This is a genomic window from Pseudomonas lini, from assembly GCF_001042905.1.
GTDB classification, from domain to species: domain Bacteria; phylum Pseudomonadota; class Gammaproteobacteria; order Pseudomonadales; family Pseudomonadaceae; genus Aquipseudomonas; species Aquipseudomonas lini.
This window is the reverse complement of record NZ_JYLB01000002.1, coordinates 625,668-648,449: the sequence shown is the minus strand read 5'-3', so window position 1 is coordinate 648,449 and position 22,782 is coordinate 625,668. Positions and strand designations below refer to the sequence as shown.

The 22,782-nt window shown below is 59.1% G+C and carries 20 protein-coding genes; all 20 read right to left on the bottom strand.

What is annotated here, in order from left to right; genetic code table 11:
* Positions 1–3: 3 nt before the first annotated feature.
* Positions 4–1,023 carry a flagellar motor switch protein FliG gene (fliG, locus tag TU81_RS07385; protein WP_007894195.1) on the bottom strand — a complete coding sequence of 340 codons (1,020 nt, stop codon included), beginning with the start codon at positions 1,021–1,023 and terminating at the stop codon, positions 4–6.
* Positions 1,016–2,803, bottom strand: a complete 1,788-nt coding sequence (fliF, locus tag TU81_RS07380; protein WP_038979581.1) for a flagellar basal-body MS-ring/collar protein FliF — start codon at positions 2,801–2,803, stop codon at positions 1,016–1,018. Before fliF ends, fliG begins: the two co-directional genes overlap by 8 nt.
* 15 nt (positions 2,804–2,818) lie before the next feature.
* Positions 2,819–3,148 carry a flagellar hook-basal body complex protein FliE gene (gene fliE / locus TU81_RS07375; RefSeq protein ID WP_010456962.1) on the bottom strand — a complete coding sequence of 110 codons (330 nt, stop codon included), beginning with the start codon at positions 3,146–3,148 and terminating at the stop codon, positions 2,819–2,821.
* A 179-nt stretch (positions 3,149–3,327) separates the two neighbouring features.
* Positions 3,328–4,713 carry a sigma-54-dependent transcriptional regulator gene (locus tag TU81_RS07370; protein WP_048394497.1) on the bottom strand — a complete coding sequence of 462 codons (1,386 nt, stop codon included), beginning with the start codon at positions 4,711–4,713 and terminating at the stop codon, positions 3,328–3,330.
* A 5-nt stretch (positions 4,714–4,718) separates the two neighbouring features.
* Complete coding sequence (locus tag TU81_RS07365; protein ID WP_162232619.1) at positions 4,719–5,924, bottom strand: sensor histidine kinase; 1,206 nt, start codon at positions 5,922–5,924, stop codon at positions 4,719–4,721.
* Positions 5,925–6,052: 128 nt separating this feature from the next.
* Positions 6,053–7,528: a sigma-54 dependent transcriptional regulator gene (locus TU81_RS07360; RefSeq protein WP_038979577.1), complete on the bottom strand. Its 1,476-nt coding sequence runs from the start codon at positions 7,526–7,528 to the stop codon at positions 6,053–6,055.
* 173 nt (positions 7,529–7,701) lie between these two features.
* Positions 7,702–7,998 (bottom strand): hypothetical protein, encoded by a 297-nt coding sequence (locus tag TU81_RS07355; RefSeq protein ID WP_038979575.1) that lies wholly within the window; start codon positions 7,996–7,998, stop codon positions 7,702–7,704.
* Positions 7,999–8,008: 10 nt separating this feature from the next.
* Positions 8,009–8,404 carry a flagellar export chaperone FliS gene (fliS, locus tag TU81_RS07350; RefSeq protein ID WP_038979574.1) on the bottom strand — a complete coding sequence of 132 codons (396 nt, stop codon included), beginning with the start codon at positions 8,402–8,404 and terminating at the stop codon, positions 8,009–8,011.
* 127 nt (positions 8,405–8,531) lie between these two features.
* On the bottom strand, positions 8,532–9,938 hold the full coding sequence (fliD, locus tag TU81_RS07345; RefSeq protein WP_048394288.1) for a flagellar filament capping protein FliD: 1,407 nt from the start codon (positions 9,936–9,938) through the stop codon (positions 8,532–8,534).
* Positions 9,939–10,019: 81 nt separating this feature from the next.
* Positions 10,020–10,385 (bottom strand): flagellar protein FlaG, encoded by a 366-nt coding sequence (locus TU81_RS07340; protein WP_038979571.1) that lies wholly within the window; start codon positions 10,383–10,385, stop codon positions 10,020–10,022.
* Positions 10,386–10,459: 74 nt separating this feature from the next.
* Positions 10,460–11,311 carry a flagellin domain-containing protein gene (locus TU81_RS07335; RefSeq protein WP_038979570.1) on the bottom strand — a complete coding sequence of 284 codons (852 nt, stop codon included), beginning with the start codon at positions 11,309–11,311 and terminating at the stop codon, positions 10,460–10,462.
* Positions 11,312–11,564: 253 nt separating this feature from the next.
* Positions 11,565–11,834 carry a hypothetical protein gene (locus TU81_RS07330; RefSeq protein ID WP_038979569.1) on the bottom strand — a complete coding sequence of 90 codons (270 nt, stop codon included), beginning with the start codon at positions 11,832–11,834 and terminating at the stop codon, positions 11,565–11,567.
* Positions 11,831–13,123 carry a motility associated factor glycosyltransferase family protein gene (locus TU81_RS07325; RefSeq protein ID WP_038979568.1) on the bottom strand — a complete coding sequence of 431 codons (1,293 nt, stop codon included), beginning with the start codon at positions 13,121–13,123 and terminating at the stop codon, positions 11,831–11,833. Before TU81_RS07325 ends, TU81_RS07330 begins: the two co-directional genes overlap by 4 nt.
* A 96-nt stretch (positions 13,124–13,219) precedes the next feature.
* Positions 13,220–14,146, bottom strand: a complete 927-nt coding sequence (locus TU81_RS07320) for a ketoacyl-ACP synthase III (protein WP_038979567.1) — start codon at positions 14,144–14,146, stop codon at positions 13,220–13,222.
* 229 nt (positions 14,147–14,375) lie between these two features.
* Positions 14,376–15,428, bottom strand: coding sequence for a pseudaminic acid synthase (pseI, locus tag TU81_RS07315; RefSeq protein ID WP_048394286.1), 1,053 nt, complete (start codon positions 15,426–15,428; stop codon positions 14,376–14,378).
* The gene (gene pseG, locus TU81_RS07310) at positions 15,425–16,924 is read right to left on the bottom strand and encodes a UDP-2,4-diacetamido-2,4,6-trideoxy-beta-L-altropyranose hydrolase (RefSeq protein WP_048394284.1); all 1,500 of its coding nucleotides are present in this window, start codon (positions 16,922–16,924) and stop codon (positions 15,425–15,427) included. Before pseG ends, pseI begins: the two co-directional genes overlap by 4 nt.
* Complete coding sequence (pseF, locus tag TU81_RS07305; RefSeq protein ID WP_048394282.1) at positions 16,921–17,616, bottom strand: pseudaminic acid cytidylyltransferase; 696 nt, start codon at positions 17,614–17,616, stop codon at positions 16,921–16,923. Before pseF ends, pseG begins: the two co-directional genes overlap by 4 nt.
* A 6-nt stretch (positions 17,617–17,622) precedes the next feature.
* Entirely contained in the window at positions 17,623–18,786 is a 1,164-nt protein-coding gene (pseC, locus tag TU81_RS07300) for a UDP-4-amino-4,6-dideoxy-N-acetyl-beta-L-altrosamine transaminase (RefSeq protein ID WP_048394280.1), read from the bottom strand.
* The gene (gene pseB, locus TU81_RS07295) at positions 18,783–19,784 is read right to left on the bottom strand and encodes a UDP-N-acetylglucosamine 4,6-dehydratase (inverting) (protein WP_048394278.1); all 1,002 of its coding nucleotides are present in this window, start codon (positions 19,782–19,784) and stop codon (positions 18,783–18,785) included. The genes pseC and pseB overlap by 4 nt, the downstream gene beginning before the upstream one ends.
* 30 nt (positions 19,785–19,814) lie before the next feature.
* The gene (locus tag TU81_RS07290; protein WP_038979561.1) at positions 19,815–22,748 is read right to left on the bottom strand and encodes a TIGR00180 family glycosyltransferase; all 2,934 of its coding nucleotides are present in this window, start codon (positions 22,746–22,748) and stop codon (positions 19,815–19,817) included.
* Between the last annotated feature and the right edge of the window lie 34 nt (positions 22,749–22,782).

Sequence of the window (22,782 nt, the reverse complement as noted above, 5' to 3'; positions counted from 1 at the left end):
ACCTTAGATCATCTCTTCGCCGCCCTTCCCGCCGAGAACGATTTCTCCGGCTTCGGCCATACGGCGGGCAATGGTGAGGATTTCTTTCTGCGCGGTTTCCACGTCGCTGACGCGCACCGGGCCTTTGGCTTCGAGGTCGTCGCGCAACAGTTCGGCCGCCCGTTTGGACATGTTCTTGAAGATCTTCTCCTTGACGCCTTCGTCCGAACCCTTGAGGGCCAGCACCAGGACGTCCGAGGACACTTCGCGTAACAGCGCCTGAATGCCGCGGTCGTCGACATCGGACAGGTTGTTGAACACGAACATGAGGTCTTCGATCTGACCGGACAGGTCTTCGTCGACTTCGCGGATCGAATCCATCAGCTGACCTTCGATCGAGCTGTCGAGGAAGTTCATGATGTCGGCCGCACGCTTGATGCCACCCAGGGTGGTGCGCGAGGCATTCGAGTTGCCGGAGAACTGCTTCTCGAGAATCTGGTTGAGTTCTTTCAGGGCCGCTGGTTGTACGGTATTCAGCGAGGACACCCGCAGAATGATGTCCAGTCGAACCTTGTGGTCGAAGTTGCCCAGTACTTCACCCGCCTGATCCGGGTCGAGGTACGCGACCACGATTGCCTGGATTTGCGGGTGCTCGTAACGGATCACGTCGGCGACGGCGCGCGGTTCCATCCACTTCAGGCTGTCGAGGCCACTGGTGTTGCCGCCCAGCAGGATCCGGTCGATCAGGCCGTTGGCCTTGTCTTCGCCCAGTGCCTGGGTAAGCATTTTGCGCACGTAGTCATCGGAACCGACGCCCAGGCTGGTCTGGTCGCCGACGATGTCGACGAATTCGCTCATGACCTGTTCGACCTGCTCGCGGTGCACGTTGCCCATCTGGGCCATCGCCACACCCACACGCTGGACCTCTTTGGGCCCCATGTGGCGCAGCACTTGCGCAGCATCGGTGGAACCGAGGGACAGCAGCAGAATCGCGGCTTTGTCGACCTTGGTCAGTTTGGCGGCAACGGCTCGGTTATCACTCATCTGCGTTAATCCACTCTTTCACGACCTGGGCCACGCGACCCGGATCTTCTGCCACCAGACTCTTGATTGCGTTCAACTGTGCGTCATAGCCTTCGCTCGGGCTCGGCAGCAGGATGCTGGTCGGGCCACCGAGGCTGACGCGGTCGTTGGCCAGTTCGCCGTCCAGGCCGCCCATGCCACCGAGCTCCATGTCGCTGCCCAGGCCTGCGAGTTGCTTGTCTTTGCCGCCACCGGTGATGTTGTTGAGCACCGGACGCAGCACACCGAACACCAGCACCAGGATGAACAACACACCCAGCACTTGCTTGACGATGTCCCAGAACCACGGCTGGGAATAGAACGGAATCTCGGCAATCACTTCACCGCGCTCGGCGGAGAACGGCATGTTGATCACACTGACGCTGTCGCCACGGCTGGCGTCGAAACCGACGGCGTCCTGCACCAGGCGAGTGAAGCGCGCCAATTCATCGGCGCTCCACGGCGCACGGGTGGTTTCGCCGTTGGCCGCGCTGACCTTGACCTGATCATCCACCACCACCGACACCGACAGGCGATTCAAACGACCCTGCTGTTGTTTGGTGTGGCTGATGGAGCGGTCGAGCTCGAAGTTCTTGGTGGATTGTTGACGCTTGTCCGCCGGGTACGGCGCCAGCATTGGCTGGCCGGTGGCCGGGTCCATGATTTGCTGACCGTTGGCATCGAGCAATGGCTGGCCTGGCTGCACCATGCCGGCCGACGCGGTGGCGCCACCGGTGGTTTGCGGCGCCGAGGCTGGCGATGGCGGCTGGTTGCTCAGGGCACCCGGCACACCTTGCGGGCCATTGCTGGCGGTGCGTTGTTCGTTGACCGACTGCTCGCTGCGCAACGCCGGCTGATCCGGGTTGAACTGCTCGGAGGTCGACTCGACGGCGCTGAAGTCCACATCGGCCGAGACTTCGGCTTTATAGCGATCGTTGCCCAGCACCGGCTGCAGGATATTATGCACACGCTGAGTCAGCATGCTTTCCATGCGACGGCTGTAATCGAACTGCTTGCCGGCCATGGTCAGTTCGGAGTTTTCCGCCTGATCCGACAGCAGATTGCCCTTCTGGTCGACAACGGTGATCTGCGACTTGCTCAGTTCAGGAACGCTGGTCGCCACCAGATTGATGATAGCGACGACCTGACCCGGCTCCAGCGAGCGACCGGAATAGAGTTCAACCAGAACAGAAGCACTTGGCTTGCGCTCGTCACGCACGAACACCGAGCTTTTCGGAATCGCCAGATGCACGCGGGCACCCTTGACGTTGTTCAGGCTGGAAATGGTCCGGGCCAGTTCGCCTTCGAGGCCGCGACGATAACGGGTCGCTTCCATGAACTGGCTAGTGCCCAGCCCCTGTTCCTTGTCGAGGATCTCGAAACCGATGTTGCCGTCGCTGGGAGTGACACCAGCGCCCGCGAGCTTGAGTCGCGCACGGGACAAGTCGTCGGCCTTGACCAGCAAGGCACCGGAGTTCGGTTCAACGGTGTAGGGAATGTCGGCCGCGGCCAGGGTTTCCATGACTTGCTTGGCGTCCAGACCGGCAAGGCTGCCGTACAGAGGCCGGTAGTCCGGCTGCTGGGACCACAACACCACGGCAAAACCAATCGCCACACTCGCAGCCAGGCCGACCAACAGGCCCACCTGACGCAACATGGTCATCTCGGAGAGGTTTTCCAGGAAGGACAACCCGAACAGCGGCGGTTTGCCGTCTATTGGAGTGGCCTTGGCCGGAACATTATCGGCGATTGCTTCTGCCATGACTCAATCTCGTCCTTAAACCGGCATCTGCATGATGTCTTGGTAAGCCTGAACCAGCTTGTTACGCACTTGGGTCAGTGCCTGAAAAGACACGCTGGCCTTCTGTGAGGAAATCATCACGTCCGTCAGGTCGACGCCGCTTTTACCGATCTCGAATGCACTGGCCAACTGACTGGACGCCTGCTGGGTGTCGTTCACTTTATTGACGGCCTGACCGAGCATGTCGGAAAAGCTGCTGCCACCCAATTCAGGAACTGCGGCAGTCGATTTCGGCGCAGACATCGCATCCATTTGCATGGAGCGCATGTCCAGCATCAACCGATTGAATTCAATACCTTGGCTCATGGTTTCTCTCTTTGACGAAGCTACGTCTTTGGCTACCCGCAATTTTTTGACACTCACTCGGCGGGTAGTGAGGTGTTAGCAACAAGGGTGCCAGCTCCGTGGCCGATCTGAACAAAAGCCAATTCCGGGCCTTGCTCAACCGTGAACCACATTTGGATCGGTGTTGCTTGCGTCAACTTTCAGGTGGCGAACAAGTACGCTTCCACATCCATGCCAGCGTCGCGCATCTGCGCCAGCTTGTAGCGCAAGGTGCGCGGGCTGATGCCCAGTCGCTCGGCGGCTTCTTTGCGACGGCCGCGCTCAGAGCGCAAGGTATCGATGATCATCTGGAATTCACGGCGCCGCAGGTCATCGCCGAGGGCGCCCGCCGATTCAGCTTCGACTTCTACTGCGCGCACGGACGTCGGCGTCAATGTCGGCAACGGCGCACACGCCACAGGCCCGGCCAGGCAGAAATCCTGCGGCTGGATCAAACCGCCCTGCTGCAGAATCAAGGCACGCTGGATCGCGTTATCCAGTTCTCGCACGTTGCCCGGCCATGGATAACCGATCAGGCACGCCTGTGCTTCGGGCGAGAGCTTCGCCGCGGCATGCTTCATTTTATTGACGTGTTTGGTCAGCAGACGCTCGGCCAGCGGCAGTATGTCGGCGGTGCGCTCGCGCAGCGGACGCCAAGCCAGCGGGAACACCGACAGGCGATAGTAAAGGTCTTCACGAAAACGCCCCGCCGCCACTTCAGCGGCGAGGTCACGGTTGGTGGTGGCGACCACTCGGATGTCCAGCGTGATCGGCTTGCGTGCGCCGACTCGTTCGACTTCACGCTCCTGCAATACCCGCAGTAATTTGGCTTGAAGGCCGAGGGGCATTTCGGAGATTTCATCGAGCAGAATCGTCCCGCCATCGGCCTGCTCGAACTTGCCGGCCTGCGCCGCGATGGCACCGGTGAACGAGCCCTTTTCGTGACCGAACAAGGTGGCTTCGAGCATGTTGTCCGGGATCGCTGCACAGTTGATCGCAATGAACGGCTGACTGGCGCGGCGAGAGTGTTGATGGATGTAACGCGCCAGCACTTCCTTGCCGGTCCCGGACTCACCGGAGATCAACACCGTGGAGTCACTACGCGCCACCCGTGCGGCCAATTCCAGCAATTGCGCACTGGCCGGCTCGAACGCCACAGGCCCCTCGCTCTCGGTCGCACCGAGATTGCCCAGTGCGTGACGCGCCACCAGATCGAGCAAGGCTTTGGGCTCGAACGGCTTGACCAGATAATCGGCTGCGCCCTGACGCATCGCGTCGACCGCTCGCTCGACAGCACCGTGAGCGGTCATCAGCAGCACCGGCAGCTGGGGCTGACGAGCCCGCAGCAATCCCAGCAGCTGATGACCATCCATGCCCGGCATGTTGACGTCACTGAGCACCAGGTTAAACGCCTCGGCACCGACAGCCTCCAACGCCTCTTCCGCCGAACCGACCGCCGTGTAATCGTGCCCGGCAAGCAGCAACGTATCGGTCAACGCCTCCCGAAGCGCGCGGTCATCCTCGACCAGTAAAACCTTGATGGCCATGTCCTTCACTTCGCTCCCTGAGCGCTGGGTTGCTCACCAGAAAAAAGCGGCAAGATCACCTGCGCACAAGTGCCGCGACCCGGCCGCGAACGCAACTGCAATTCTCCCTGATGGGCACGGGCGACGGCCTTGACCACGGTCAGGCCCAGGCCGGTGCCGGTGGTTTTAGTGGTGAAAAACGGCTCACCCAAACGCGCCAGCACCTTCGTGTCGATGCCACTGCCGCTGTCGCTGACACACAAGCGCAGGTTGTTGCCGCGGGTATACAGGTGAACCTTCAAACGGACATCGCCGGCACTCGCCTGAATGGCGTTCTCGATCAGATTGAGGATCGCCCCGACCAGGGTGTCGCGATTGCACAACAACTCACCGGCATGACTGTCGCACTGCCAGCGAATCGGCAGGTCCTGAACGTGGGTCAGCGCTGCCGCTTGCAGCGACTGCATCAGCATCTTGGGGGTGACGCGGTTAGTCAGCGGCAGTTCGCCGCGAGCGAACACCAGCATGTCGCGCACCTGGTGTTCCAGTTCATGCAAACGCTCTTTCAGGCGACCGGCAAAACGCTGTTGCGTGGCGACTGGCAACTCCTGTTCAGCCAAATGACTGGCATAGAGCAGCGCAGCGGACAACGGCGTGCGGATCTGATGAGCCAACGACGCAACCATGCGACCGAGAGACGACAGGCGCTCATGACGAGCCAGTTGATCTTGCAGATGACGGGTTTCAGTCAGGTCGTTGAGCAGCACCAACTGACCGGGTTCGGCATCCAGCGAGCGCGTGGCGATCGACAGACGCCGACCGTCCTTGAGAGAGATTTCGTGACCGTCATCCTCGCGCGGTGCAAAGCATCGAGCAATCACATGACGCCACAGCTCGCCTTCGAGAGGCAGACCGAGCAGTTCAGTCGCGGCGGGATTAGCTTCGCGCACGATGCCTTGGGCGTCGATGACGATGACGCCGCCGGGCAACAGATCGAGGAGGTTTTGCAGACGGTTGGCCAGGCGTTCTTTTTCTGCCAGCTCCTGCATGCGCTGAGCACTGACCACCGCCAGCTCGCCCTTGAGCTCGGTGACCCGGGCTTCGAGCATGCTGTAGGAATCGGTCAATTGGCTCGACATCTGGTTGAACAGCGCAAACGCCTGCTCAAGGCCAAGCCGGCTTGCCTGCTCTACGGACGACGGTTGCCCCGAAGCATCTGGGACAGGAGACATCTGGGCGGCTGGGGGCATCGTGCTCTCTCGCGTGGTTGACCGTCAGTTAAACGGAACGTTGCGAGGGATGTAGCAATACCCGTGCCTAAAAAAAACCGCCTATAAATGAAGGAGTTGAAAAACAGGCGTCAATCATCCGCCTGTTCATCACCGTCACGACGGCTCATGCCGTACTTGCGCATCTTCTCCACCAGCGTGGTCCGACGAATCCGCAGCCGTTCTGCCGCGCGCGCCACGATGCCATTGGCATCATCCAGCGCCTGCTGAATCAGCCCTTGTTCCAGACCGCCAAGGTAGTCCTTCAGATCCAGGCCTTCCGGAGGCAGCAGGGCATTGGCGGTGAAGTCCGGGGTATGACCATTGATGGCCACTCGCTCTTCAAGATCGCTGCGCAGGCTGTCGACCAATTGCTCGTCTTCGTCATCGACGTAGCGGAATTTCTTCGGCAACTCGACCACGCCGATCACGCCGTACGGATGCATGATCGCCATGCGCTCCACCAGGTTGGCAAGCTCGCGAACGTTGCCCGGCCAGCCGTGACGGCACAGCGACATGATCGCCGCCGAATTGAAACGGATCGAACCGCGCTTCTCGTGCTCCATGCGCGAGATCAACTCGTTCATCAGCAGCGGGATGTCTTCGACGCGTTCGCGCAATGGCGCCATCTCGATCGGGAACACGTTCAAGCGATAGTAGAGGTCTTCGCGGAAAGTGCCGATCTCGATCATGCTTTCGAGATTCTTGTGGGTCGCCGCAATGATCCGCACATCGACGCTTTGGGTCTTGTTGCTACCCACGCGCTCGAACGTGCGCTCCTGCAAGACGCGCAGCAGCTTGACCTGCATCGGCAGCGGCATGTCGCCGATTTCGTCGAGGAACAAGGTACCGCCATTGGCCAGCTCGAAACGCCCGGCACGACTGGTGATCGCCCCGGTGAAGGCGCCCTTCTCGTGGCCGAACAATTCGCTTTCCAGCAACTCGGCCGGGATCGCCCCGCAATTGACCGGAACGAACGGCGCGTCACGACGCTTGGAATGGTAGTGCAGATTACGCGCGACCACTTCCTTGCCGGTCCCGGATTCGCCGAGGATCAGCACGCTGGCGTCGGTGTCGGCGACTTGCTGCATCATCTGACGGACGTGCTGAATCGCCCGACTGGTGCCGACGAGGCTGCGGAAAAGATTGGGTTCACGGTGACGACCGCGCTCACGGGCCTGGTCATACATCTCGCGATAGACCTGGGCACGGTGCAGCGAATCGAGCAATTTGCTGTAGCTGGGTGGCATTTCGAGGGTCGAAAGCACTCGACGACGCTGGTCGTCCGGCAAGTCAATGGAAGAATTATCGCCCATTAACAAAACCGGAAGGAACTCATCCCAGGTTGAGAGTGTCTTTAACAAGCCCAAAAGTGCACCAGGAGCATTTACCGTCCCGATGAGGACACAGATTACTTCACGACTTGATGACAGAGAGCCGACCGCCTGCTGCCAGTCATGGCTGCCACAGGGTAAATTTTCTTCGCCGAGAAAATTTAAAATCACCGCCAAATCGCGGCGACGGACGCTATCGTCATCAATCAGCAGAATTTTGGTTTCACGCCACATGCAATAGCAACTTCCCTAGTCAACTCAATGCCCAAAATGAGGGGCAAGCTAGACGCTTGCAGACACGTTATGCCTGTAGACGCCTGAAATCTGGAACCAGCCACTAGTTAAGTCAAAAAACCGTGCACAGTCAAATTTATGGCGCACTATGTTTGGATTAACTGAGGGGTTAACTAACCAAACAGATGGTAAACCTTTGCCGCGCTCTGTGCTTGGTGGATCTGCGACATCTCGTCGACTATCGCTTGCCTCTCCCCCGTCGCCGCCTCCAGAAGCTGCTTATAGACTCTCAGCAACTCCTCAAGGTTATCGCGCAACGCGACCTCGTCCACCGAAGCTTCACTCAAGACGTCTTCCATGCAGGAACGGCAAGCCAGGTCCAATTCACCGATGGCTTCCCAGTTGCGCTCTGCCAATGCATCGACCAGAGCCTCACGGGTTTGTTCGATTCGCTGCAATACAAGACTCATGGTGATCTCCTTAAAACTGCGGACCTGGCGCGGCGATGGCATCCCAACCGTCTTTGACTGTTCGGAGCAAATCAGAGACTTCGTCGAGAATGGCTGGATCGGTCTTGATATTGGCCTCAGCCAAACGCTTCATCATGTAGCTGTACAGGCTGTCCAGCTCACCGACGGTTTCGACAGAGTTCTCAAGGTCCAGACCTTCACGTAAACCACCAATGATGCCGATGGCCTTGCCGATCAGAACACCTTTGTTCGGAATGTCTTTACGCTCCATTGCGCCTTTGGCCTGGGCGATACGATCCAGGCAGCCTTCCATCAACATCTGCACCAGACGATGCGGGCTGGCTTCGGAAGTTTGCGCCTGGGCGCCAATCTTCTGGTATTGGCGAAGGGCTAACATTGGATTCATGTTGTACCTCATCAAAAATCTGTGGTTCGTATAACCAGTGTATCGACGACGCGTCAAAAAACTTTAGATTCAAAAAACAAAAAGCCCGGAGCGTGAAAACGCTGCCGGGCTTTTGGCGTTATGAGTATTACGAGTTCTTCTGCTGCGCAGCCATGGCCTCAAACATCGAGGTGATGTTGCTGGCTGTCGCTTTCAATTTACCAACGAGTGTATCCATGTCGTTGTACTTTTTGGTCAGTACAGCGGTCAGGGTCTCGACCCGACGATCCAGGGCTTCCTGATCGGCGGCCAGCCTGGTCTTGGTGGTATTCAGGTTGGTGTTGCGAGTATCAAGAATACCGCCCGTATCGGTGTATGGCTTGATCACATTATTCATGCGCTCAATCAGACCATTGGTACCGGTAAACAGGGTCTGAACCTCGCCGCCGAGCTTCTTGTCGTTCATCGCCGCGGTGAACTTGGTGGAGTCAAAGTTCAGTGCACCGGTTTTCTGGTCAGTCGTGATCCCCAACTGCGAGAGCACGGTCAGCTTGTCGCCAGCACCGGTCTGGGACAATGGACCCCGTATGGCAGCCAGAAGCGAACGTGGCAACGGGTCGCCGGTCAGCGCAGCAGGGACGGTCGGCTTGCCATCGTCGTCCAGGGACGGCTTGGTCAAGGAAGTCACAGCGTTGGCGACGGCGTTGTACGCGTCGACAAACTTCTGGATCGATGCCTTCAAACCATCGTTGTTGGACGCTACGGTGACGGTAGACTTGCCGGTGGCAACCAGCTTCAAGGTCAGCCCGGAGATCGTTTGATCGAGGGTATTTGACTTGCTGGTCATTGCCAGGCCATCGACTGTGAACTCGGCATCCTGGGCCAGGCCACCGATAGCACCTGAAGAGGTGGCGGTCGGCACGGCGGCCATCGGGGTCGACCCGTCGATTACCAGACCGGCAATACCACTGGCGGAGATGTCGGAGCCGGCACCGGTGGTGGTGGAGCCCAGCACCAGACGCGAACCGAAACTGTCGGTCACGATGTTGGCGCTCAGGCCACTGGCCTGGTATTGGGTGTTGATCGAGTCACGTACCGATTGCAACGTGGCGCCCGCACCTACAGTGACAGGGTAGCTGGTGCCGTTCTGGGTGATGGTCAGCGTGCCCGAAGGGATAGCACTGGTCACACCGCCGGCAAACGCTTCGGAAGCCACTTTCGACGAGGTGGCCAGCTTGGTCACGTCGACGGAATAGGTTCCGGACACAGCCGTGTTGCTGGAGGTAGCCGTCAGTATTTTTACATCGGAGGACGTAGCAGAAAAACCCGTGAACTGTGGGGTTGTCGTGCTGCCCAGATCGGTGAGTGCTTTCTGGAACGTGGCCAACAGCGACTTCAAGGTACCAATCCCGGAAATGCTCGCCCTGTTGGTGGTGGTTCCACGGTCGATCTGGCCTTGCTTGGCTGCTTTGTCAGCGTTCACCAAGGCTTTGACGATAGCACCGGTATCAAGGCCGGAGCCTAAACCCGTGCCCGGTAGAATTGGACTTGCCATGTGAAACTCCCTTCAGTGTGTCGCCGGCCTTTTGACCACTACAACGCCCAAAAGAACATAGCAACAAAATTCGTGCCAGCGTCAGGCTTTAGCGCTGAACAACAAGCTGCTTGCATCATTCAAACTATTAGCCAGTTTCAGGACTTCTTCGTTGGGGATCTGGCGGACCACTTCACCCGACTCACTGGCAATGACTTTCACAACAACCTTGCCTGAAGGCTCATCAATCGAGAACTCCAGGTTACGCTTTACCGACTGAACGAACTTTTCAATTTCCTGGACAGCCATTTTCAGCTTGTCCTGTTCAGATTGTTCGGTCTTGCGCACTTCCTTGACGTCGACCACTTGCGCGGGCTCCGCTCGAGGCTTTTCCGCAGGCTGGTCGGCAACCGTAGTCGCGTGCCTGGCCGCCGGATAAGACAAGTTCAGCTTCACGCTCATATCCATGTCCATTACCTCTAAAAGTAAAAAAGCGAGAGGGTGCGACCAGCGCACACCCCTCGCCAACACTCAATCAGCTATTACTGAAGCAGTTTCAGTACAGCGGATGGCAGTTGGTTGGCCTGAGCCAGAATTGCGGTAGAAGCTTGTTGCAGAGTTTGTTGCTTGGTCAGCTGGGCAGTTTCAGCAGCGAAGTCGGTGTCTTGTACGCGACCACGAGCAGCTTCAGCGTTTTCGTTGATGTTCTGCAGGTTGGAGATGGTGCTGGTCAGACGGTTTTGTGCAGCACCGAGGTCAGCACGGGCGGTGTTGATGGTCTGCAGAGCAGCGTCGATACGGGTCAGGGCAGCGGAGAACGAAGCTTGAGCAGTAGCCGAGTTGTTACCAGTGATCTGCGTGGTAGCCGAGTCAACGGACAGGGTTGCAGCGCCGAAGCTGCTGGACAGGGTCAGAGTGATCTGGTTAGCCGAACCGGTGTTGGAACCGACCTGGAAGGTCATGGTGCCAGCGGTACCGTCCATCAGGTTCTTGCCGTTCAGGTTGGTCGAGTTGGCGATACGCGTCAGCTCGTCCGACATTGCCGCGAATTCTTTGTTCAGAGCGACACGGTCCTGAGTACCGTTCGAGTCGTTTCGAGCTTGTACGGCCAATTCACGCATACGTTGCAGAATGTTGGTCGATTCCTGCATCGCGCCTTCAGCGGTCTGAGCGATCGAGATACCGTCGTTGGCGTTTTTGATCGCCATGTTCTGACCGCGGATTTGCGAGGTCATACGGGTAGTGATCTGCAGGCCGGCGGCGTCGTCTTTGGCGCTGTTGATTTTCAGGCCGGAAGACAGACGGGTCATCGAAGTCGACAGAGCGTCGGAAGAGCGGTTCAGGTTCTTCTGAACGCTCAACGATGTGACGTTGGTGTTTACGGTTAAAGCCATGACGAATTCCTCGTTGGTTGGGTACTGCGGCTTCCGGCCCTGGCAACCGCCGGGTATGGCCTAGAGAACCTTCGTAATAGTTATCGTCGGTAATGCAACTTGCTTTAGGGGATTATCAAAAATATTTGCCATCACGTTGCCACCCCCCGTAAATCAAGGGTTTGGCGGCGCTCCAATAGCGAAAAAATGACGCCAGGGGAATGCCGGTGACAGATTGGCGAGGGCTCGCCTGCACCGGCAGAAGGGAAATTGCTTAAACGGACAGGCTGGCGGTCAGTATCTCGACCAGTTCATATTCCAGATAATCCGCCAAGGCGAGCCAGTTCTGCGCCTCCTGACACGCGAACATTTCGCCGAGCAGAAATGCCCACTGCTGTTGAGACTCGTGCGGCGTCGAATCCAGCCTCGGGTGCAGCGCACCTATCAGCTCGATCATTGCCAGCCCGGCTTCTACATCACGCCCCAGACGGAACAGTGCAGCGCATTGCTGCGCGTCGACGACGAAGGACTCAAACCCGCTCATGACGCAAACTCCGGATGAAAAACCGTGCCGGCGATCATCGCCCCTGCCCGACTACTGTTATAGAAGCGCACCTGAGGATGGCCCGCGATAAAGCGCTCCAGCTCACACAGGTAGCTGCGGAAATTGAGCTGGGTTTTGATCCGCTGGCCATGACCATCGAGCACCCAGTGTTTGGCGGCCCCCAGTTGCGGCCCCAGATCGCCATCGTTCCAACCCGCGTGAGTCTTGTCGCCGGGGAAGGCGAAGTCGGCACCGAACAACGTGATCTGCGCTGCGCCCATTTTTACCGCCAGGTCTGCCGCTGGATGAATCACGCTGCCGCCGACATACAGCTCTCCCCTGGGTAATTGCGCACGCAATTGCTGGTAGATCGGGCTGGCGGAGTAACCGGCATATCGCGGCCCCTGCCAAGCCTCGAGCACCAGCGGATCGAGCATCGGCATGTACACCAGCGTGATGTCGGTCGTGCCTTCAGGCGGCAGGTGCCGGGCCGAGATCCGCTGGTCAATGCTGACCACCACGTCGGGGCGGATGCCGTGCGCGAGCAACGGGCGATAGGCTGTATCGACGCAGATGAACAACGGCCGCTCAGCTTGATTGCGAATCGCGCGCAAAGTGTCGAAATGCTGTTCCAGGCTTGGACCGGTGGCGATGACAAACACCTCCCGACCCGGGCGGGAGCCGAACAACTCGGCCACGTCATGATCGGTCTGCACCCGAGAAAGACTGGCCTGTAAGCACTCTATAATCTCGGGCGACTGCGGGTCGAACTCGCGATTATTGAAGGTCAGGTGAGTTTCGCTGATCAAGCGATCGCGGATCTTCGCATTGAAGTCATCGGCCAGGACCAGTTCCGACGGCAAGGCGAAATACGGCAGCTTTATTTCCGTAAGATCGCCGGCATACAACAGCTCGACTCGCGGATCGCTGAGCCACTGCTGTTGATCGAGCAGTTGCAGCACCAGCGCAAACACCGCGCCGTTGAGGATATGTACGTATAAACGCTCAAGCCCGGCGCGCTGCAGTAGCTCTATCTGCAGATCGCCAAGCCCGGTGCCGTAGGCATGCACCACCGGGCTGTCGATGGGCAGGCTGTCGGCTTGAAGCCTGGCTTCGCGGGTGCGGTCATGACGACTGGTCAGCTGGATGCCATTGATGCTCAACGTCGAGCCCAGGCCTTCGACCAGATCGGCCTGCAACAGGCTCGCGTCTTCAACCAGCAAGCGCACAGCCAACGCCGGCCAGCGTTGCTGGATGACCTCGACGTTGCGCTCAAAGAACTCGCTCATGGAGCCTCGCTTTTCATTCGGGCAAAAAAATAGCGTTCAAGGTTACACCTTGAACGCTTTTTTTTGCCTGGCTTTCTTTGACTAAAGAGCCGAGATTCAAGGGCGATAAATGATCGCCGACCCCCAAGACAAACCAACACCGAAACCACTCAGCGCCACGCGCTTCCACTTCGAGTCCAGCACGTGTTTTTCCAGCAGCAGCGGAATGCTCGACGACACGGTATTACCGGTCTCGACCATGTCCTTGATGAACTTCTCAGGCTCGCCCTCGAAACGCCGCGCCACGGCGTCGACAATTGCCGCGCTGCCCTGGTGAATGCAGAAGGCGTCGATATCGTCAGCCGTCAGGCCGGAGTCGCCCAGCAGCTCGTGCAAATGCGCTGGCACTTTGAGCAGCGCGAAGTTGAAGACCTGACGGCCGTTCATGAAGAACACCCCGTCGGAAACCTTCAGGTGCGGCGCGCCGGAACCGTCAGTGCCGAACTTGGCCTTGCCCAGCTGCCATGGTGCATCTTCGCCCATCCAGGTGGCAGTGGCGGCATCGCCGAAGAGCATGGTGGTGTTGCGGTCTTCCGGGTCGACGATCTTGGAGTACGGATCAGCGGTCACCAGCAAGCCATTCTTCAGGCCAGCAGCTTCCATGAAACCCTTGATGGCGTAGATGCCGTAGACGTAACCGGAGCAGCCCAGGGAAATATCGAACGCAGCCACGGTCGTGGGCAGGCCCAGTTTGTCCTGAACAATGGCGGCGGTGTGCGGCAGACCTTCTTCGTCACCATTCTGGGTAACGACGATCAGCACGTCGATGGCTTCACGCTTCAATTCGGGATTGTTGGCGAACAGCGCGTTGACTGCTTCGACACACAGGTCCGAAGTTTCTTGCCCTGCATCTTTGCGCGGCAGGAAGGCCGAACCGATTTTGCCCAGGATGAATTCTTCATCCTTTTCGAATTTTGCACCTTGTGCGTAATTGTCCACGCCGGCTACAGGAACGTAGCTCGCAATGCTCTTTATGCCAATCATTACGGCTTCCCAATAATAAACAGCCCAATACCACCGCTCGCAAGGATTCGAGGGGCGCCGACAAACAACAAGTAACGTCGCCCTCAACGGGGTGACAGCGGGAAGAATAAAAGGCCATCACTGGGCTAAAAACAGTCCAGGCGCCATCTTCCCTTTTTATACAATACAGTGAAGATGCGCGTTATGACTCGCAGGTCACGCTATTTTGCCGAATCAGCCCCGCAATGGGTTATTCGACCAGCGACCAGTCCAGCGGCGTCCCGCGCTTGATGGCTTGGCGGGCGCGGCGGCCCAGAAGGGTTTCAGCGTGTTTGGGGGCCAGCCCCAGGCCAGGACGGATGGCCCGCAGATTGGCGACGGTGAAAGGCTCACCGGCGGCCATGTCCTGAGTGACGTACAGCGAACGGCGGTATACCAGCGACTTGCGCTCGGCCTCGGTCACGCCGTAATGCACCTGGCCCATCGCCTGCCAGGCGCGTTCGGTTTCGATCACCAGGCTGGCGAGTTCGGCTGGTTCCAAGGAGAAACTGGCGTCCACGCCACCGGCGGCACGGTCAAGGGTGAAGTGTTTTTCCACCACCGTCGCCCCCAGCGCTACCGCGGCGACGGACACGCCGACGCCCATCGAATGATCGGACAAACCGACTTCACAGCCAAATAACTCGCGCAGATGAGGGATGGTGCGCACATTACTGTTGGCTGGCGTCGCCGGGTAGGTGCTGGTGCACTTGAGCAACACCAGGTCCTTGCAACCGGCCCCACGGGCGGCGCACACGGTTTCATCGAGCTCGGCGATGCTGGCCATGCCGGTGGAGATGATCAGCGGCTTGCCGGTGGCGGCGACTCGCCGGATCAACGGCAGATCGGTGTTCTCGAAACTGGCGATCTTGTAGGCCGGCACGTCCAGGCTTTCGAGGAAGTCCACCGCCGTGTCATCGAACGGTGTGGAGAACGCCAGCATACCCAGCTCTTTGGCCCGGGCGAAGATCGGCGCGTGCCATTCCCACGGCGTATGGGCCTTCTCGTACAGCGCGTATAGCGACGAACCGGCCCACAGGCTGTTGGGGTCCTTGATGAAGAACTCGCCTTCGGACAGGTCCAGGGTCATGGTCTCGGCGGTATAGGTTTGCAGCTTCAAGGCGTGCGCGCCGGCCTTGGCCGCGGCTTCGACGATTTGCAGCGCCATGTCCAGCGACTGGTTATGGTTGCCGCTCATCTCGGCAATGATGAACGGCGGCGCATCGGCACCGATCGAGCGGTTGCCGATCTTGAAACTGGTCATGGGTGATCCTTTAAGACGCGTGTGAACGAACAAGCACTCTGAGTGAAACCTGCCTCACGGAAAACTTTCAGCGACGCCTGGTTGGCCGGCAGCACCTGAGCGGTGATGGCTTGCAGTGACGGCCAATGAGCCGTGACGAAGGCTTCGCCCCGCGCCAGCAGCGCCCTGCCCCAGCCCAGGCCAAATCGGCCTTCGAACAGATAAATCGAGACTTCGGCCCGAGCATCGTCGAGGTCATAACGCAGCACACCGACCGGGCCATCATCCGCCTCGGCGATCAACAGCAACCGCTGCGGGTTGCTCAGGCTCGCGGCCAGCCAGGCCTGATGCCGTTGCCAGTCGATGACGTGCGTGTCCAGCGACCAGCGCCGTACCGCCTCGGCATTGCGCCCGTCGAACAACAATTGCGCATCGTCCTGAGTGGCCTGACGAACCTGCAACACCGCCCCCGCCAGCGCTGCCGCCACCCGCTGCGCCCCACGGCCATCGACCAATTGCCGCGAACGTTCGGCCAGACTCTGACGAATCCCCTGATTGCCCACGATAAAACCGATGGCCTGGCGCAACTGCTCGACGCTGACCTGCTCGCGATTCCCCATAAACACATGAGCCCCCGAGGCTGCCATGACCTCGCCATTGGCCTGCTGGTTATTCGAGACCGCAATGCAGATCGTCGGCAACCCCATGGCCGCCCGCTCCCAACTGGTACCGCCACCGGCACCGATGAACAGGTCGACCTCGCTCATCAACCGGTAGAAGTCGCAGACAAAACTGTGCAGGCGCCAGTTCGGACGATACTCCGCCAAACTCTGCATCTGCTCCCAGGCAGGATTGTCGGCACCTGCCACGAAATCGATCTCGAGATCATGGAAATCCGCCAACGCCAACATCGCGTGGTGGGTCTGCATGGCCGCATCGAAGCCGCCGAAGTTCACCAGTACTCGCCTGGCTCGAGGCTTGACCTCGATCGCCGGGCAACAGAACTCATCGCGCAGCATCGCAAAACGTGGGCCGAGCAAGGTCTGGCAATCGGGCGTCAGCAGTGAGGCATAAGCCTCTGGCGTGCCCGACAGATTTTGATTGAGCAGCAGATCGACGCTGTATTGCCGAGTGGCCAAATCGTCCACCGCCGCGATTCTTGGAGCCCAGCGGCGCGCGGCGGTCTGCCAGTGATGATCGAGACCATAGTGGTCGGCGATGATCCAGTCGAAAGCCGGATGACTTTCCAAAGCTTGCCCCAGCGCCGCAATATCCGCCTCCCACGGCAGCATCGACTCGATGGCCTGCTGCGGGTCTTCACCGGGGTAGCGCTCCGGCAGCGCGAAGGTCTCGAAGCCGTCGGCCCGCAGCCTGTCCAGCCGATGCCCCGGCAACAGACGACACGCAAAAGCAACGTGCGCACCCTGCTTGCGCAATACCTTGGCCAGGGTCAGGCAACGGGCGATATGGCCAATGCCGATGAGCGACGACGCGTCGACGCGGATCAGCACTCTCATTGCAACTCACCACCGGCCTTCAAGGCGGCGTAAAGGTATTCGGCACGCGTCCAGTCCTCAAGCGTGTCGATGTCCTGCACCAGGTGCCGCGGCAGAATCACCGGCAGGCTTGCCGGCGAGAACAGTACATCGCCACGCAACCAGGCCTCGCTGCGCCCCCAATAGAACTGACCGGCATCTTGAAAAGCTTCGGGCAAGTCCTGGGAACGGGTCTCGCGAAATTCCGGGTAGAGCGAGGTCAAGGCGCCCTGCTCGTCGAGGGTCAAGGCCCGTTGTACCGGGAAGCCAAAACCGGTGACTGAAAACGCAAAAGACTTGTCCGGATGCTGCACCAGCAATTCATGCCCCTGACGCAGATAATGCGCCTGCAACAGGGGCGCCGTCGCGTAGACGCAGCACGCATAGTCGAACGGCGGCAATTGCTTCAAGGCATGCACGATCACCGCGGCGGTCCCGGTGAAATCGTCGGCAAGCGCCGCAGGCCGCATGAACGGCACTTGAGCCCCACCGGCCCGTGCGACCTCGGCGATCTCTTCATCGTCGGTGCTGACGATCACCTGGTCGAACAGATTCGACTCCAGCGCCGTGCGAATCGAACGGACGATCATCGGCACGCCATCGAATGGCTTGAGGTTCTTGCGCGGGATTCGCTTGCTGCCCCCGCGGGCCGGAATGATCGCAACGCAGCTCAAGAGTCACTACTCCTCAAGGATCAGTCGTCGTAATTGCTCGACCACATAATCCTGTTGTTCATCACTCAGCAGAGGAAACAGCGGCAGGCTGATGGCCTCGGCGTAATAACGTTCGGCCTGGGGGAAATCACCCTCGGCAAAACCCCGGTCGCGATAGTACGGCTGCAAGTGCAGTGGAATATAGTGCAAGTTCACACCGACACCAGCCGCTCGCAAGCCTTCGAACACCTGTCGATGGCTGAGGTTGATCCGCTCCGTCTGCAAGCGCACCACGTACAGATGCCACGCCGACTCGGCCTCCGGCTGCGCGCTGGGCAAGGTCAGCGGCAAGTACGCCAGCAACCGCTCATAACGCGCCGCCAGCTCACGCCGACGTTCGATAAAACCATCGAGCTTGTTCAGCTGTGACAGACCGAGGGCCGCTTGCAAGTCGGTGATCCGGTAATTGAAGCCCAGTTCCACTTGCTGGTAGTACCAGGGGCCGTGACTGGGTTCAGTCATCTGCGCAGGGTCACGGGTCATGCCGTGGCTACGCAGGCGCTGCAAGCGCTCGGCCAGTTCCGGGCGATTGGTCAGCACCATGCCGCCTTCGGCGCTGGTGATGATCTTCACCGGGTGAAAACTGAACACCGTCATTGCCGCGAATTCGCCGCACCCTACCGGTCGCCCGGCATAGGACGCCCCGACCGCATGGGAGGCATCCTCGATCACGGTGAAACCATAGCGCTCGGCCAGCTCGGCGATCATGCGCATATCGCAGCTCTGCCCGGAGAACGCCACCGCCACCAGCACTTTCGGCAGTTTGCCGTCGCGCTCGGCAATCTCAAGCTTCGACGCCAAGGTGTAGGCGTCGAGGTTCCAGGTCAGCGGATCGATGTCGACGAAATCGACCTCGGCGCCGCAGTAGCGACCGCAGTTGGCCGAGGCCAGAAAGGTGTTCGGCGTGGTCCACAATCGATCGCCTGGCCCGAGTCCCGCCGCCAGACACGCGATGTGCAACGCCGCCGTGGCATTGCACACCGCCACCGCGAAATCGGCCTGGCAGCGCTCAGCCATGGCCTGTTCGAAACGTTCGATGGTCGGCCCTTGCGTCAGCCAGTCGGACTGCAACACGGCAACCACCGCGTCGATGTCTTCCTGATCGAGGCTTTGCCGACCGTAGGGAATCATGCCGACAGCTCCGCGTGCAGGTCAGCAATCTGGCCGACCGACAGGAAGTGCGGGTTGGTGTCGGAGCGGTACTCGAAATCTTCGCTCACCGGCCTGCCCTGCTCACCCAGTTTGTCGACGGCAAAATCCACGTCGACGCTGGTGAAACGAATCGACGGCTGAATGGTGTAGTGATCATCGAATTCCAGGGTCATGCGCGCGTCATCCAGCGGCACCATCAGTTCATGAAGCTTTTCCCCTGGACGAATACCGACGTTTTTATGCGGCAAATGCTCAGCCATGCCCTGCGCCAGATCGACGATACGAATCGACGGGATCTTCGGCACAAACACTTCACCGCCGTGCATGCGGGCGAAGCTGTCGAGCACAAACTTCACACCGTGATCGAGGGTGATCCAGAATCGGGTCATGCGCTCATCAGTGATCGGCAACTCTTTGGCGCCCTCGGCAATCAGTTTGCTGAAGAACGGCACCACCGAACCGCGCGAGCCTGCGACGTTGCCGTAGCGCACCACAGCAAAACGGGTCTGCTGTTCGCCAGCAATGTTGTTGGCGGCCACGAACAGTTTGTCCGACAGCAACTTGGTTGCGCCGTACAGGTTGATCGGGCTGGCGGCCTTGTCGGTGGACAGCGCGACGACTTTTTTCACGCCGTTATCGATGGCGGCGGCAATGATGTTTTCCGCGCCGTTGACGTTGGTACGAATGCATTCGGTGGGGTTGTATTCCGCCGCCGGCACTTGTTTCAGGGCTGCGGCATGCACCACGTAATCGATACCGCGCATGGCCTGGCGCAAACGATCGGCATCGCGCACATCACCAATGAAGTAACGCATGCACGGCGCGTTGAACGTCTGCTGCATCTCGTACTGCTTGAGCTCATCGCGGGAAAACACCACCACACGCTTGGGCTGGTATTGCTCCAGCAGCCGGCGGATGAAGTTGCGCCCGAACGAGCCGGTGCCGCCGGAGATGAAAATCGATTTACCGTTGAACATGCCTTGAGTCCTTTTACCTGTCAGCCAGGCTTATGCGAGCAACTGCGCCCAGTTCACACGGGTCGGTTCGCTGAGAGTAAAGCCCTTACCGGTCAAGGCCAGGTTCTGGTTGTAGGCCGAATCGTACGCAAAGCGCGCTTGCCACTTGTCTTGCAGGGCCGCGGCAGTCTGCGGTGCGTCGGGTAGCAGGCCTGGGTGCAACACCTGCGCCTGAGGGCACCAGACAATCAGGTAACCGGCATCGGCGGCTTTCAGGCACAGATCGATATCGCCGAAAGCTTCGTCGAAGTGCTCTTCGTCCAGTCCGCCGACGGCTTCGTAAAGATCCTTGCGCACCATCATGCAAGCGCCGGACACCGCCGAATAGTTCTGCTCGACCTGGTGACCGTTCATGTAGCCTTTGGCATCCTTGCGCTCATCGATAAACACCGAGCCCACCACACCGTTGAAGCCCAGTACCAGGCCGGCTTGCGTGGTGACTCCACTGATGTCCATCAGCTTGGCACCAACAATCCCGACTTCCGGACGCTGGGCCTGATTGAGCAAACTATCGAGCCAGTTGGAGTTGACCACGACGGCGTCGGCCGACATCAACACCACATAGGCACCCTTGGCTTCGCGCACCGCAAAGTTATGCAGCGCCGAAGCGCTCAGACGCTCGCCGGAACGCAAGACGCGCAGGCGGTCGCCCTTGCCTTCCAGGCTGGCCAACCAGGTCGCCAGTTCTTCGGATTGGCTGTGGTTATCGGCAATCAGAATTTCGTGCTGCTGATAACGGGTGCGTTGCAACACGCTGACCACGGCGCTTTGCAGCGTTTCCAGATTATCCTGGCTGTGCAGGATGATCGACACCTTCGGCCGTTCGGCGTGCTGGTAGTCGATCTGCCAGGTTTGCGCCAGCTCGGAACTGACCTGAGCGCGATAGCCGCGCTCCCTGAGGTGACGGGTCAAAGTCTGACGTTCATGAGGATTTTCCTCGGAGGATGGCGCGCTGCAGATCAGCAGCGGCTCGGCCAGATGCGCCAGGCCACCCAGCCCGCCGTCTTCAATCAGGCGCAGCAGCAAGTCGAATTCCAGTGCAGATGCGTATTCAGTCGAGTAACCACCGGCGTCAGCCAGAACGTCACGCTGAATCAACCAATGCCGGGCCATCAGCGACGGTACGGTTTGCAGCAGATCAAGGTTGACGCCCGGACGGAACACATCGCTCAGGGAGCCGTTTTCCTGACGCTGGATTTCATCCATGGCCACGGCGCGCACGCCTTCTGCGCCCATCAACTCGAGGCTGGCGCGCAGCAGGCCGCTGGCGGTGAATTGATCTCCGGCCTCGGCCAGCACCAGCCAGTCGGCGGTGGACTGGGCGACACTCTGGTTGATACGTTCGATGTAATTGGTCGCGGTCACTTTGACGAAATGCACGGTGTCACGCGGCGAGGTGGTTGCCGGCAAATCGCCGGTGGTGAACACCACCAGTTTGAACGCCTTGCAGTGGCCGTTGACCAGGCTGTCGAAGGTCGCCTGCAACTTGAACATGTCTGCCTCCAGATCCAGCAACAGAATGCCGAATTGCGGGCCGCCATTGTGCTTGGCCAGATGCGTGGAGATAGCTGAACGTTGAGCGGCATCGGGATTGCGCGTTTCGAGCCAGTCGAGCAAACGCCCGGACGGCATCTTCTGAAGCAATGTTCGGTCATCATCCTGCCCACAGACCGAATCCAGACGCTCGACCCATGCTTGAAGCTTGAGCTTCTCGTCCTGTTCCTCAGTGTCTTCGAGTGACTCGATCAAGCGCTTGACCACCGACCGGCTGAACGGGTTAAGACTCAATGCCTCCCACAAGCGAGCGCGAATGGTGCGGTCGTTGTCGTTAGGCTGAATTTGCATCAGCTCGTGTTGCTTGAGCAGGATGCCTTCGAGTTCCTGCAATTGCAGGCGACCGGCCGGCATTGCGTGCAACAGAAACTCAAATTCGGTCAGCAGATCGAACATCGGTTTGTTGTAGAACGGCATTTCGACGAACTGCTCGGGACCGAACATGCGAACCGGCTCACACCCCGCCTCGCCCCAAACCGAATTGAAGATCATGGTGCCTTTAAGCGAGCGACCTTGGATCAGGCAGTCGGCCATGGCGGTAAAACTGTCCAGAGCAATTTGTTTGATCTGTGCCGGATCCTTGTCGCTCAATTGCGTCGGGATCGAAGCCAGGAATTGCGCAAACTGCTCACGGTCGGCGACGGTTTTCGCATCTTTGTACGTCAGTACGGTCAACACGTTGGTGTTGTGCTCCGAACCGCCATAGTTCGCCTCACGCACAGCGAACGGAATCGGCAGGATCCGCGCTTTGGCACACGCCAGCAGGTAGAACGCATGGCCGATTTCCTGCCACTCGAAACTGGTGTCGGGAGGCAGCAGCCTGTACCACTGTTGCAGCAAGTCAGTGCGGGTCACCGCATAGAATGGCGGCAGAAACTGGCCCAGGAATTCCATGACCCGATCTTCAGGCTGCTGCGAGTTGTAATCCTCTTGCACCCGTTGGTCGCGGCGATAGTAGTTAACTTCGGTGGCACGGGCCAGGTACATCATCCCGTAACCATGGCACAAACCATAGTCGGGGTTGGCATGCAGAAACTCGACCGATGCGATCAGCGCGTCATGAATCAGGAAGTCATCGTCGGCAGCAAAAACCATGTACGGCGTGGTGACCTCTTCAACACCGAATATCAGCTTGGACTGGATGCCCCAGTAGCCGAACTGTGGCAAATGCCGATAGTCGATGGTGTCCCCAACCGCCGCCGCGCCGTCCAGAGCAACGGCTGACGAATCAAGGACCAGAATCTTGCAAGGCAGCGTACTGTAGAACTGCAATGCCCTGCGCAGATACGCCGGACGATTGTGCGTAAGCAGCACCACAGTGAACAGTTCACTCAGGGGCGCCATGTTTTCAGAACCATAAATACCTTGCATATCCTTCCTCACCACAAACCTATTGCCTGATGAA

Excerpts from the sequence above, each read along its gene's own strand:
- fliS (WP_038979574.1), bottom strand. The coding sequence starts at position 8,404 with ATGAATCCAATGTTAGCCCTTCGCCAATACCAGAAGATTGGCGCCCAG.
- pseB (WP_048394278.1), bottom strand. The coding sequence starts at position 19,784 with ATGTTCAACGGTAAATCGATTTTCATCTCCGGCGGCACCGGCTCGTTC.
- fliD (WP_048394288.1), bottom strand. The coding sequence starts at position 9,938 with ATGGCAAGTCCAATTCTACCGGGCACGGGTTTAGGCTCCGGCCTTGAT.
- fliF (WP_038979581.1), bottom strand. The coding sequence starts at position 2,803 with ATGGCAGAAGCAATCGCCGATAATGTTCCGGCCAAGGCCACTCCAATA.
- pseG (WP_048394284.1), bottom strand. The coding sequence starts at position 16,924 with ATGAGAGTGCTGATCCGCGTCGACGCGTCGTCGCTCATCGGCATTGGC.
- TU81_RS07290 (WP_038979561.1), bottom strand. The coding sequence starts at position 22,748 with ATGCAAGGTATTTATGGTTCTGAAAACATGGCGCCCCTGAGTGAACTG.
- fliE (WP_010456962.1), bottom strand. The coding sequence starts at position 3,148 with ATGAGCCAAGGTATTGAATTCAATCGGTTGATGCTGGACATGCGCTCC.
- TU81_RS07330 (WP_038979569.1), bottom strand. The coding sequence starts at position 11,834 with ATGAGCGGGTTTGAGTCCTTCGTCGTCGACGCGCAGCAATGCGCTGCA.
- fliG (WP_007894195.1), bottom strand. The coding sequence starts at position 1,023 with ATGAGTGATAACCGAGCCGTTGCCGCCAAACTGACCAAGGTCGACAAA.
- TU81_RS07355 (WP_038979575.1), bottom strand. The coding sequence starts at position 7,998 with ATGAGTCTTGTATTGCAGCGAATCGAACAAACCCGTGAGGCTCTGGTC.
- TU81_RS07335 (WP_038979570.1), bottom strand. The coding sequence starts at position 11,311 with ATGGCTTTAACCGTAAACACCAACGTCACATCGTTGAGCGTTCAGAAG.
- TU81_RS07365 (WP_162232619.1), bottom strand. The coding sequence starts at position 5,924 with ATGTCTCCTGTCCCAGATGCTTCGGGGCAACCGTCGTCCGTAGAGCAG.
- TU81_RS07360 (WP_038979577.1), bottom strand. The coding sequence starts at position 7,528 with ATGTGGCGTGAAACCAAAATTCTGCTGATTGATGACGATAGCGTCCGT.
- TU81_RS07325 (WP_038979568.1), bottom strand. The coding sequence starts at position 13,123 with ATGAGCGAGTTCTTTGAGCGCAACGTCGAGGTCATCCAGCAACGCTGG.
- TU81_RS07370 (WP_048394497.1), bottom strand. The coding sequence starts at position 4,713 with ATGGCCATCAAGGTTTTACTGGTCGAGGATGACCGCGCGCTTCGGGAG.
- pseI (WP_048394286.1), bottom strand. The coding sequence starts at position 15,428 with ATGACCAGTTTCAAGATCGGCAACCGCTCGATCGGTGCCGATGCGCCG.
- TU81_RS07320 (WP_038979567.1), bottom strand. The coding sequence starts at position 14,146 with ATGATTGGCATAAAGAGCATTGCGAGCTACGTTCCTGTAGCCGGCGTG.
- pseC (WP_048394280.1), bottom strand. The coding sequence starts at position 18,786 with ATGATTCCCTACGGTCGGCAAAGCCTCGATCAGGAAGACATCGACGCG.
- TU81_RS07340 (WP_038979571.1), bottom strand. The coding sequence starts at position 10,385 with ATGGATATGAGCGTGAAGCTGAACTTGTCTTATCCGGCGGCCAGGCAC.